The sequence below is a fragment of the Paenibacillus darwinianus genome, assembly GCF_000598065.1.
Lineage (GTDB): Bacteria > Bacillota > Bacilli > Paenibacillales > Paenibacillaceae > Paenibacillus_I > Paenibacillus_I darwinianus.
Genome location: NZ_KK082135.1, coordinates 1 through 10920, shown reverse-complemented (window position 1 = coordinate 10920; position 10920 = coordinate 1). Strand labels below are relative to the sequence as shown.

At 54.2% G+C, this 10920-nt stretch carries 11 protein-coding genes, 1 pseudogene and 1 other annotated feature; all 12 genes and pseudogenes read right to left on the bottom strand.

Features of this window, described 5'->3' with window-relative positions; all coding sequences use genetic code 11:
- Positions 1-717, bottom strand: a pseudogene (locus BG52_RS03020) (DNA-directed RNA polymerase subunit beta'); the annotation flags it as partial.
- Positions 718-838: 121 nt separating this feature from the next.
- On the bottom strand, positions 839-4384 hold the full coding sequence (gene rpoB, locus BG52_RS03015; RefSeq protein ID WP_036666819.1) for a DNA-directed RNA polymerase subunit beta: 3546 nt from the start codon (positions 4382-4384) through the stop codon (positions 839-841).
- A 446-nt stretch (positions 4385-4830) separates the two neighbouring features.
- Entirely contained in the window at positions 4831-5448 is a 618-nt protein-coding gene (locus BG52_RS03010) for a class I SAM-dependent methyltransferase (protein WP_036580014.1), read from the bottom strand.
- A 96-nt stretch (positions 5449-5544) separates the two neighbouring features.
- Positions 5545-5907 (bottom strand): 50S ribosomal protein L7/L12, encoded by a 363-nt coding sequence (gene rplL, locus BG52_RS03005; RefSeq protein WP_036580011.1) that lies wholly within the window; start codon positions 5905-5907, stop codon positions 5545-5547.
- A gap of 65 nt (positions 5908-5972) precedes the next feature.
- Positions 5973-6476 (bottom strand): 50S ribosomal protein L10, encoded by a 504-nt coding sequence (rplJ, locus tag BG52_RS03000; RefSeq protein WP_036580009.1) that lies wholly within the window; start codon positions 6474-6476, stop codon positions 5973-5975.
- Positions 6477-6534: 58 nt separating this feature from the next.
- Positions 6535-6695: a sequence feature (ribosomal protein L10 leader region), on the bottom strand.
- 14 nt (positions 6696-6709) lie between these two features.
- Positions 6710-7402, bottom strand: a complete 693-nt coding sequence (gene rplA, locus BG52_RS02995; RefSeq protein ID WP_036580007.1) for a 50S ribosomal protein L1 — start codon at positions 7400-7402, stop codon at positions 6710-6712.
- 120 nt (positions 7403-7522) lie between these two features.
- Positions 7523-7948 (bottom strand): 50S ribosomal protein L11, encoded by a 426-nt coding sequence (rplK, locus tag BG52_RS02990; RefSeq protein ID WP_036580005.1) that lies wholly within the window; start codon positions 7946-7948, stop codon positions 7523-7525.
- Between the two features lie 128 nt (positions 7949-8076).
- Positions 8077-8610 carry a transcription termination/antitermination protein NusG gene (gene nusG, locus BG52_RS02985; protein WP_036580002.1) on the bottom strand — a complete coding sequence of 178 codons (534 nt, stop codon included), beginning with the start codon at positions 8608-8610 and terminating at the stop codon, positions 8077-8079.
- Positions 8611-8632: 22 nt separating this feature from the next.
- Positions 8633-8842 (bottom strand): preprotein translocase subunit SecE, encoded by a 210-nt coding sequence (secE, locus tag BG52_RS02980; protein WP_036580000.1) that lies wholly within the window; start codon positions 8840-8842, stop codon positions 8633-8635.
- A gap of 15 nt (positions 8843-8857) precedes the next feature.
- Complete coding sequence (rpmG, locus tag BG52_RS02975) at positions 8858-9007, bottom strand: 50S ribosomal protein L33 (RefSeq protein ID WP_036579997.1); 150 nt, start codon at positions 9005-9007, stop codon at positions 8858-8860.
- A 418-nt stretch (positions 9008-9425) separates the two neighbouring features.
- Positions 9426-10076 carry an RNA polymerase sporulation sigma factor SigH gene (sigH, locus tag BG52_RS02970; protein ID WP_036579995.1) on the bottom strand — a complete coding sequence of 217 codons (651 nt, stop codon included), beginning with the start codon at positions 10074-10076 and terminating at the stop codon, positions 9426-9428.
- Positions 10077-10294: 218 nt separating this feature from the next.
- Complete coding sequence (locus tag BG52_RS02965; RefSeq protein WP_036579992.1) at positions 10295-10825, bottom strand: NYN domain-containing protein; 531 nt, start codon at positions 10823-10825, stop codon at positions 10295-10297.
- Positions 10826-10920: the final 95 nt, after the last annotated feature.

The following is a 10920-nucleotide window of genomic DNA, read 5'->3' as shown; positions in this document are numbered from 1 at the left end:
GCGAAGTTCCGGCGGGATAACCGGCAGCACGTCGAGAATCATCCATTCCGGCTCATTGCCGGAGTTGCGGAACGCTTCGATGACCTCAAGACGCTTGATCGCGCGGTTGCGCCGTTGTCCTTGCGCCGTGCGGAGCTCTTCCTTCAACTGGTTAAGCTCTTTCTCTACGTCGATGTCCTGGAGCAGCTTCTTGACCGCTTCGGCGCCCATACCGGCCTGGAAGCCGTAACCGTACTTCTCGCGGTAGCTGCGGTATTCCTTCTCGGAAAGCAGCTGCTTTTTCTCGAGCGGCGTATCGCCGGGGTCGGTGACGACATAGGATGCAAAATAAATGATCTCTTCCAGCGAACGCGGCGACATATCCAGCGCCAAACCCATGCGGCTCGGGATTCCCTTGAAATACCAAATGTGCGAGACCGGGGCCGCCAGCTCGATGTGGCCCATCCGTTCGCGGCGAACCTTCGCTCGAGTTACTTCGACGCCGCAGCGGTCACAGACGACGCCTTTGTAGCGAACGCGCTTATATTTGCCGCAATGACATTCCCAGTCCTTTTGCGGTCCGAAAATTTTCTCGCAGAACAAGCCTTCCTTCTCGGGCTTAAGCGTCCGATAGTTGATCGTCTCCGGCTTTTTCACTTCGCCGCGCGACCACGACCGTATTTTGTCCGGCGAGGCCAGACCGATCTTCATGTACTCGAAGTTGTTTACATCCAACAAGGAGCAACCCTCCTTAAGTCTCTGTCAATGCAAGGCATGGTGCATGGACGAGCCGAAGGAGCCGCGCAGCGCAGTCTCCTTCGGCATCACCCTATATTTGTTCGCGTTCGATGGGCCCCTGTTACTCCGCCCCGACTTCGGCGCCTTCGAGATTCAGGTTCAGCTTGTCGCTCGAGCCGTCGTCCTCGTCGTCTATTTCCTTCATTTCGATCTCTTGTTCGTCTGCGCTCAGGATCTTCACGTCCATGCCCAAGCTTTGAAGCTCTTTGATCAACACCTTGAACGACTCCGGCACGCCCGGCTCGGGCACGTTCTCGCCTTTGACGATCGATTCGTACGTCTTGACGCGTCCGACGACGTCGTCGGATTTCACGGTCAAAATTTCCTGCAGTGTATACGCGGCGCCGTATGCTTCTAGCGCCCAAACCTCCATCTCGCCGAAACGCTGTCCGCCGAACTGCGCTTTACCGCCGAGCGGCTGCTGCGTAACGAGCGAATATGGTCCGGTGGAGCGGGCATGGATCTTGTCGTCGACCATGTGCGCCAGCTTGATCATGTACATAACGCCGACCGTAACTTCGCGCTCGAAGGACTCGCCTGTACGTCCGTCATACAGTACCGTTTTGCCGTTGCGCTGCATGCCGGCCTCTTCCATCGCATTAAACACGTCATCCTCGCGCGCGCCGTCGAATACCGGCGTAGCCGCGTGGATCCCGAGACGCTTGCACGCCATGCCGAGGTGGACTTCCAGCACCTGGCCGATGTTCATCCGGGACGGAACGCCCAGCGGATTCAGCACGACCTCAACCGGCGTGCCGTCCGGCAAGAACGGCATATCCTCTTCCGGCATGATGCGGGCGATAACGCCCTTGTTGCCGTGGCGACCGGCCATCTTGTCGCCCTCGGAAATTTTCCGCTTCTGGGCGATGTACACACGAACCAGCTGATTGACGCCAGGCGGCAGCTCATCGCCGTTCTCGCGCGTAAACACCTTGACGTCGACCACGATTCCGTCGGTTCCGTGCGGCACACGCAGCGAGGTATCGCGAACCTCGCGCGCCTTCTCGCCGAAAATCGCATGCAGCAGGCGTTCCTCTGCCGTCAGCTCGGTTACGCCCTTCGGCGTGACCTTGCCGACGAGAATATCTCCTGCGCCGATCTCCGCGCCGACGCGGATAATGCCGCGCTCGTCAAGATTTTTCAGCGCTTCTTCACCGACGTTCGGGATATCGCGTGTGATTTCTTCCGGTCCGAGCTTCGTATCGCGCGCTTCGGACTCGTATTCTTCGATATGGATCGAAGTGTATACATCTTCCTTAACGAGCTTCTCGCTCAGCAGGATAGCATCCTCGTAGTTGTAACCTTCCCAGGTCATAAACGCGACGACGACGTTGCGTCCGAGCGCCAGCTCGCCCCTCTCGGTCGAAGGACCGTCGGCAAGGATGGTTCCTTTGGTAACAAATTCGTTCTTGCGCACGATCGGCCGCTGGTTGATGCACGTGCCTTGGTTCGAACGCATGAACTTGTGGAGCTTGTGCTTAATCAGATCGCCGGTCACTTGCTTGCCGTCAATCGTCTCGACGCGGCGCAGCCAAATCTCATTGGCCGTGACGCGCTCGATGATCCCGTCATGCTTCGTCACGATACATACGCCAGAGTCCTTCGCAGACTTATGCTCCATGCCGGTGCCGACAAGCGGCGACTTCGGAATGAGGAGCGGAACGGCCTGACGCTGCATGTTCGATCCCATGAGCGCACGGTTGGAGTCATCGTTCTCAAGGAACGGAATGAGCGCTGTCGCCACGGACACGACCTGTTTAGGCGAAACGTCCATGTAGTCGACCCGATCTCTCGCGATCGTCAGGATGTTGTCGGCTTGCTTGTTGTAACGGGATATAATCAATTCATCTGCGAAGTGGCCTTCCTCGGTGAGCTTGGCATTCGCCTGTGCAATGATATAGTTGTCTTCCTCATCGGCGGTCATATAGTCGATCTGCTCGGTGACGACGCCCGTCTTCGGATCAATCCAACGGTACGGCGCTTCGATAAAGCCGTACTCGTTGATGCGGGCGAACGTCGACAGCGAGTTGATCAAACCGATGTTCGGACCTTCCGGCGTCTCGATCGGACACATCCGGCCGTAGTGGGACGGATGGACGTCGCGGACCTCAAAGCCCGCGCGCTCGCGCGTCAAACCGCCGGGTCCGAGAGCGGACAGACGGCGCTTGTGCGTAAGCTCGGCAAGCGGGTTTGTCTGGTCCATGAACTGCGACAGCTGCGAGCTGCCGAAGAACTCCTTGATCGAGGCAATCACTGGACGAATATTGATTAGCGCCTGAGGCGTAATTGCGTTGGCATCCTGAATCGACATGCGTTCGCGGACAACGCGTTCCATCCGCGACAAGCCGATCCGGAACTGGTTCTGAAGCAGCTCACCGACCGAACGAAGACGGCGGTTGCCGAGGTGGTCGATGTCTTCGGTGCTTCCTACGCCTTGAAGCAGGTTAAGGAAATAATTGATGGACGCGATGATGTCGGCAGGCGTAATATGCTTGACCGACTTATCGATCACACCGTTGGCGATCAGCTTGATGACCTTGCCTTCTTCGTGAGGCGCGAATACATTGATCGTCTGAAGAGGAATACTATTCGCATCCATCACGCCGTTCGCAACGTGGTAAGTCTTGAACGCCACGTTCTTCTCAAGGAAAGGCAGGATCTCATCCAACAGGCGACGATCGATCATCTGTCCGGCTTCGGCGATAATTTCGCCCGTGCCCGGATCGACGAGCGTCTCGGCCAGACGCTGGTTGAACAAGCGGTTCTTGATATGGAGCTTCTTGTTGATTTTATAGCGGCCGACATTCGCCAGGTCATAGCGCTTCGGATCGAAGAAACGCGCAACGAGCAGGCTCTTCGCATTATCGAGCGTCGGAGGCTCGCCCGGACGCAGACGCTCGTAAATTTCAATAAGCGCCTTCTCCGTGGAGTCGGTGTTGTCTTTATCCAGCGTGTTGCGAATATACTCGTCGTTTCCGAGCAGATCCATAATCTCCGCGTCGGTGCCGAAGCCCAGCGCACGCAGAAGCACCGTCACCGGAATTTTCCGGGTGCGGTCAATGCGGACATAAACGATGTCCTTCGCGTCGGTTTCCAGCTCCAACCATGCGCCGCGGTTAGGAATGACCGTCGCGGTGTATGTTTTCTTACCGTTCTTATCGACTTTCGTGCTGAAGTAAACGCTGGGGGAGCGAACCAATTGGCTGACGATTACCCGTTCAGCGCCGTTGATAATGAACGTTCCCGTCTCGGTCATCAGCGGGAAATCGCCCATGAATACTTCCTGTTCCTTTACTTCACCGGTCTCCTTGTTGATCAAGCGCACTTTAACGCGCAGCGGAGCGGCATACGTGACGTCGCGTTCTTTCGAATCGTCAACCGAATACTTCGGCTCGCCCAAAGTGTAATCGATAAATTCGAGCGACAGATTACCCGTAAAATCCGAGATCGGAGAAATATCCTGAAACAGTTCAAGCAGATCCCGTTCCAGAAACTTTTCGTACGATTTCTGTTGGATTTCGATCAGGTTCGGTACCTCGAGCACCTCGTTGATCCGGGCGTAGCTTCTACGCGTGCGTCGGCCATACTGAACAAGTTGTCCTGCCAACTTAACCTCACCCCTCATGTCTGACTCACAGCTTCTCGAATACTTAAATGTGAAAAACATCCATTGAAGTCTTCGAAGATGCGCGACCGCGGTTTGCGGTAGTTATTATCGCGAAAAGGAAAGTTTTCTTCCACTTTGGATGGTTAGTGAAAATAAACTTTCCTTTATCGTAAAGAAAAGCCCTTATCGAATGAATTCGAAAAAAGAGCGTATTTCCTTCAGCCAATCCCGTCTCTCAATAGACAGCGAATCTTGGAGCCATAAAACTCCATATATCATGTAAGTTTCGCCCAAAACCCCAACATTAAACGTCAAACGACAATTTCCTATCCGTTTCAGGCTCGAAAATTGTTCTTGACATTTTAGCAAACTAAAGAGTTTGTGAGCAATTTTAATACTGACATTTTACAATGATACCACAACGAAAAAGTCAAGTCAATAAATCTTTACTGATTTGTCTGACTTTCTTTTACAGCCCTTAAGATGCGATATCCTTTATCTTTTCCCAGCTCCCGAACGTTCCCGAAAATGTCTTGCAGCCTGGCCGTCGCAGACGGCGCGCCTTGTTTCTTCTGAATAACGACCCACATGGAACCGCCCGGCTTCAGCAACCCGAACCCTTCCTCGAATATCCGGTGAACGACCTGCTTCCCTGCCCGGATGGGTGGATTGGTCACAATCGCATCGAACTGCCTGCCGTTTACCGCCTCGAATAAATCGCTTTGGAGGACGGTTACCCGCTCGCTCAATCCGTTCAAAGCCGCATTTTCTCCGGCCAGCCGCACAGCCCGCTCGTTAATGTCAATCATCGTTACATGCCCGTCCGGCACCATCGAAGCAGCCGCTAACCCGATCGGTCCGTAGCCGCAGCCGACATCCAGCACGCTGGCGTTCTCCGGCAGCTCCAGCGTCTCGATCAATACGCGGCTGCCGTAATCGACGCCCGTTTTGGAGAACACGCCGGAATCCGTCGTTAAACGGAACGTTCTGCCGCGCAGCATCGTCTCATGAATTTTTCTATCGCTGCCGGCATTAGGCGTCCGGCTGTAATAATGGTCCGACATGACTGCACCTCCACTAATCAACTATCCCCCATCACAGACTAAAACAAACCCCCTGAAGACGATGTCTTCAAGGGGTTTGCGTCTATGAAACGAAGCTTACTTCACTTCTACGGAAGCGCCTGCTTCTTCGAGTTTCGCTTTAAGAGCTTCTGCGTCTTCTTTGCTGATTTTCTCTTTCAACGCCTTCGGTGCATTGTCAACCAGGTCTTTCGCTTCTTTCAGGCCGAGACCCGTAATTTCGCGAACGACTTTGATAACGTTGATTTTGGACGCGCCTGCGCTCGTCAGGATGACGTCGAACTCGGACTGCTCTTCTACTTCAGCAGCTGCGCCGCCGCCTACCATTGCTACAGGAGCTGCAGCAGTAACGCCGAATTCTTCCTCGATTGCTTTTACCAGATCGTTCAGTTCAAGAACGTTCATGCCTTTGATGGCTTCCAAGATTTGCTCTTTAGACATGGTTATACCTCCATATGGATATTAGTTTTTTGTTTTTCCCTTACAGGGCGATGCTCAAACGGTAATTAAGCCTGCTGCTCTTTCTGTTCGCCGACTGCTTTAACCGCAAGCGCGAAATTGCGCATTGGCGCCTGCAGGACGCTGAGCAACATGGAGAGCAAACCTTCGCGTGACGGAAGTTCCGCCAGCGCTTTGATTTGTTCGAAGCCGACGACTTGTCCTTCGACGACGCCGCCTTTGATTTTGAGAGCGTCGTTTTTCTTCGCGAAATCGTTCAGAATCTTCGCGGGAGCCACTGCATCCTCTTTGGAGAAGGCAATTGCGGTCGGGCCGCTGAGCACTTCATCCAGCTGGGTCAATTCCGCGCTTGCCGTAGCACGACGTACCAGGGAGTTCTTCAACACCTGGAACTCGATGCCCGCTGCACGGAGCTGCTTGCGCAGTTCGGTTACTTGCGCAACGTTCAGGCCGCGATAATCCGCCACAACCGTAGAGGAGCTTTCGCGAAACTTCGTTGCAATTTCCGTAACGGACTGCTGTTTCTCTTGAATGATCTTGGCGTTTGCCATACTGTACACCTCCCGATTGTTAATCTTGCACGCCGTTCAATCGACGGTATCCTTAACCTTGATGCATGAGAAAGGCCTTCGCATAGACTGCGAAGGCCATGATCGCAATGCCGCCTCACCGGAAGATTTCGGGCGCGACGTTCGCGTGTATCATAACACCTCGGTAGGAAATTAAGCCTAGTCGGCACCTACTGTCTACGGTATGCGTATTCGAATATTGGACCGCGATTCTCTTAGCGGAACTCAGAGGCGTTAACCGTTGCGCCAGGTCCCATCGTCGAGGAAACCGCGATGTTTTTCAGGTAAACCCCTTTGGCAGCGGCCGGCTTCGCCCGAACAAGCGCATCCACGAGAGCCTTAAGGTTCTCGTTCAGCTTCTCGGAGTCGAACGATACTTTGCCGATCGGCGCATGGATTTGACCTGCACGATCAAGACGGTACTCGATTTTGCCTGCTTTAATCTCTTGCACGGCTTTCGTTACGTCAAACGTAACGGTGCCGGCTTTAGGGTTAGGCATTAAGCCTTTACCGCCGAGAATACGGCCGAGCTTACCGACTTCCGCCATCATATCCGGCGTAGCCACGCAAACGTCGAACTCGAACCAGCCTTGTTGGATCTTGTTGATTACGTCCGCATCGCCGACATAATCCGCTCCGGCTGCTTCCGCTTCCTTCGCCTTTTCGCCCTTCGCAAATACGAGGACGCGTTTCGTTTTACCGGTACCGTGCGGCAATACAACCACACCGCGCACCGCCTGGTCTTGCTTCTTCGGGTCTACACCCAGACGAACGGCAACCTCGACGGACTCGTCGAACTTGGCCGTAGCTGCTTTCTTCACAAGCTCAATCGCTTGAAGCGGCTCGTAAACTGCGTCGCGGTCAATGACCTTGACGGCTTCTTGATACTTCTTACCGCGTTTTGCCATGTAAATTCTCCTCCTTTGTGGTTTTAGCGGAAAATCCCCTTACGGATGATCCTCCCACGCGCGGAACGATATCCGCTTGCCGGATCGGCTCCGGCGCGGCGCCGCTTACGCGGGCGTCGATTAGTCTACGATCGTTACGCCCATCGAACGAGCGGTGCCTTCGACCATGCGCATTGCAGCCTCAACGGATGCAGCGTTCAGGTCAACCATCTTCTGCTCCGCGATTTCGCGAACTTTATCGCGCTTCACAGTAGCTACTTTCTTCTTGTTCGGTTCACCGGAGCCTTTCTCGATACCAGCTGCGACGCGGAGCAATACTGCCGCCGGCGGCGTCTTGGTTTCGAATGTGAAGGAACGGTCCTCGAATACGGAAATGACAACCGGAATGATCAGACCAGCCTGATCGGCCGTGCGCGCGTTAAATTCTTTACAGAACGCCATAATGTTAACGCCGGCTTGACCGAGTGCGGGACCGATTGGCGGAGCCGGGTTGGCTTTGCCTGCCGGTACTTGAAGCTTGACCATCTTGATGACTTTCTTTGCCATGTTGCACACCTCCTTGCCCTAAAGTGTGGTCCGACGGGCGCAATCCGCGATTCCAAATCGGAAACGGATCAAACCCTCCCACCTCCGCGCGTCCCTAAAGCAATCGCGCGGCTGACAGAAACCGGATGTTATATCTTCTCCACTTGAGTGTAATCCAGCTCAAGCGGGGTTTCCCTACCGAACATGTTGACATGAACCTTGAGCTTGCTCTTCTCGAGCAAAACCTCTTCCACGGTCCCGACAAAGTTGGCGAAAGGCCCGACTTTGACGCGAACGGTTTCCTTGAGATCGAACTCCATCTTCGGCTTGGGCTCTTCCATGCCCATATGCTTCAGAATCTGTTCGACCTCCTCCGGCAGCAAAGCCGTCGGTTTTGATCCGGAGCCTGTCGAGCCAACAAAGCCCGTCACGCCCGGTGTGTTGCGCACGACGTACCAGGAATCGTCGGTCTGAATCATTTCCACCAGGACGTAGCCGGGGTAAACTTTGCGCATGACGGTCTTCTTCTTCCCGTCCTTGTTTACCACTTCTTCCTCCATCGGCACGAGCACGCGGAAAATCTTATCCTCCATGCCCATCGATTCAACGCGCTTTTCCAAGTTCGCCTTTACTTTGTTCTCATACCCGGAATAGGTATGAACAACGTACCATCTTTTCTCCATAACAGCCACCTTTGGACCCTTCTTAAACGATCAGTTCGACCAATGATGAGATCCCGATGTCAAGAAGCCAGAAGTAAATCGTCACAAGCAAGATCGTCACGAGTACGACGACCGTATAGCTTGTCAATTCCTTACGGCTTGGCCAGCGGACTTTCTTCAACTCCGCCCAGCTGTCGGCAAAGAAGGCAAACGACGACCCGAAGCCTTGCTTCATTCTAGCCAAAAATGTCACGTCTACAACCTCCAGTTATCTCGTCTCGCGATGAGGAGTATGCTCGTTGCAAAACTTGCAAAACTTCTTCATCTCGATGCGGTCGGGTTGATTGCGTTTGTTCTTGTTGGTCGTGTAGTTACGCTGTTTGCAGTTCGTGCACGCCAGAGTGATGATAACCCGCATTGAAAATCCACCTCCCGAACTATAAAGCCGATTAAGTCTTTATATCGAACCGCATAACGGTCCCTCACCCGGGCGCAACGGCTTTGACCGTCCAGCGTACGGCCAGGCCGTATCGCGGAAACATCTGTTCAAAAAAAATAACCGCTCGCATTACAGGGCTACCTAAAACACTTTATCACAACGACATATACGTGTCAACGAAAATAAACCGCTCCGGCGCATGGTAAGTTCAGGTCGCGCCGCGGTTCCGCCTGCCCCTTGACATGGGATTCAACGTCCATTATCGCCCGGTTTGGGGATCTATAATCCTTTTATCCGAAAAAAAGACCGCCGCCGTCCCGAAGGCGCAAAAAAACTCCTTGCGTCGGCAAAGAGTCTGGCAAGTCATCGTAAAAATAAAAGGCTTCCCCCGTATCGCCTATCCGCCGACGTTGCGTAATTCCAAATAGCGTTCCAGCTTGCGCTTGACTCGCTGCAAGGCGTTGTCGATCGATTTGACGTGACGATCCAGGTCGACTGCGATTTCCTGATAGGATCGGCCGTCCAAATAGAGCATAAGAACCTTGCGTTCCAGATCGCTTAAAATCTCGGACATTTTATCTTCAAGTCCAAGAAATTCTTCCTGGTTAATGATCAGTTCCTCCGGATCGGAAACGCGCGAGCCGCAAATGACGTCCATCAGCGTCCTGTCGGAGTCTTCATCGTAAATGGGCTTGTCCAATGAAACGTAGGAGTTAAGAGGAATGTGCTTCTGGCGGGTTGCGGTCTTGATCGCGGTAATGATCTGCCTCGTGATGCACAGCTCCGCAAACGCCTTGAACGACGCCAGCTTATCTCCCCTGAAATCGCGGATCGACTTGTAAAGACCGATCATGCCCTCCTGGACAATATCCTCACGGTCGGCGCCTATCAAAAAATACGAACGCGCCTTGGCGCGTACGAAATTCTTGTATTTATTGATCAGATACTCAAGCGCTTCGCCGTCGCCTTCGCGCACCACTTCGACGACGTCTTCGTCCGTTCGGCAGTCATATTCGTGCATTCTCGGTTCTTTGAGGTCGATGCTCACGAACTATCCCTCCGGCCTGCAAGGCTTACTCTGCTCAACACTATGAAACATAGTGACAGTATACATTATGTAACCTGACACCGTCAATTACACCTTTATCGAGGAAAAAAAGGTTCGCGATGTCATAATTTCCACTCTTTATCGAAACGATATCATGCAGTCCGCATCGCGCCACTATGTTCCGGAAGCAGCCGGATGCGGATCGGCTGCACACCGGTTCAATCCCGGCCCCCCCGGCGAAGCTTTTCCAGCTTGCTTCTCACATCAAGGCTAAGCACCCCGTCCAGCGGATTGCGCTTGGCGGGCGGCTGCGCCGTCACCGATTGCTCGATCGCCTTGCGGTTCTGCTCGATGTCGATCAGCAGCTCGCGCGCCGATAGCCGCAGCGCGCCTTTGCCAAACGCCACATGCTGCTCGACGAGGTCGGAGGTCGCGACATAAATGTTGCGGCCCCGCTTCGCCAATTCGCTGACGAGCCGTTCGATGCATTCGTCGGCCGTCTCTTTTTCTTTGGTGTAGATGACCGTCAGCTTGTACTGGCGAAAGGTCGCTCCCAGCCCCGGCACCTGGTGGGCGTCAAAGATAACATAGACCTTAAGCCCCGAGAACCCTTGATAATCGGCCAGCTTGTCCAGCAGCCGGTCTCTCGCTTCCTCAAAATCCGTGTCCTTCAGCTTCTCGAGCTCGGGCCATGCGCCGATCATGTTATAGCCGTCAACCAGAAGCACATCGCCCGGTCCCCCGGCCACCGTCAGCCCTTCCGCCGCGCGCCGGCGCCGCCTTCGCCGGCTGCGGTCGAGCGCGAGGCGTTCAGCCGCTGGCGGACGACCTCGTACATCAGCAC

Bases quoted from the DNA above. Each gene is read 5' to 3' on its own strand.
- BG52_RS03010 (WP_036580014.1), bottom strand. From the start codon at position 5,448: ATGTCGGACCATTATTACAGCCGGACGCCTAATGCCGGCAGCGATAGA.
- rplL (WP_036580011.1), bottom strand. From the start codon at position 5,907: ATGTCTAAAGAGCAAATCTTGGAAGCCATCAAAGGCATGAACGTTCTT.
- rplJ (WP_036580009.1), bottom strand. From the start codon at position 6,476: ATGGCAAACGCCAAGATCATTCAAGAGAAACAGCAGTCCGTTACGGAA.
- rplA (WP_036580007.1), bottom strand. From the start codon at position 7,402: ATGGCAAAACGCGGTAAGAAGTATCAAGAAGCCGTCAAGGTCATTGAC.
- rplK (WP_036580005.1), bottom strand. From the start codon at position 7,948: ATGGCAAAGAAAGTCATCAAGATGGTCAAGCTTCAAGTACCGGCAGGC.
- nusG (WP_036580002.1), bottom strand. From the start codon at position 8,610: ATGGAGAAAAGATGGTACGTTGTTCATACCTATTCCGGGTATGAGAAC.
- rpmG (WP_036579997.1), bottom strand. From the start codon at position 9,007: ATGCGGGTTATCATCACTCTGGCGTGCACGAACTGCAAACAGCGTAAC.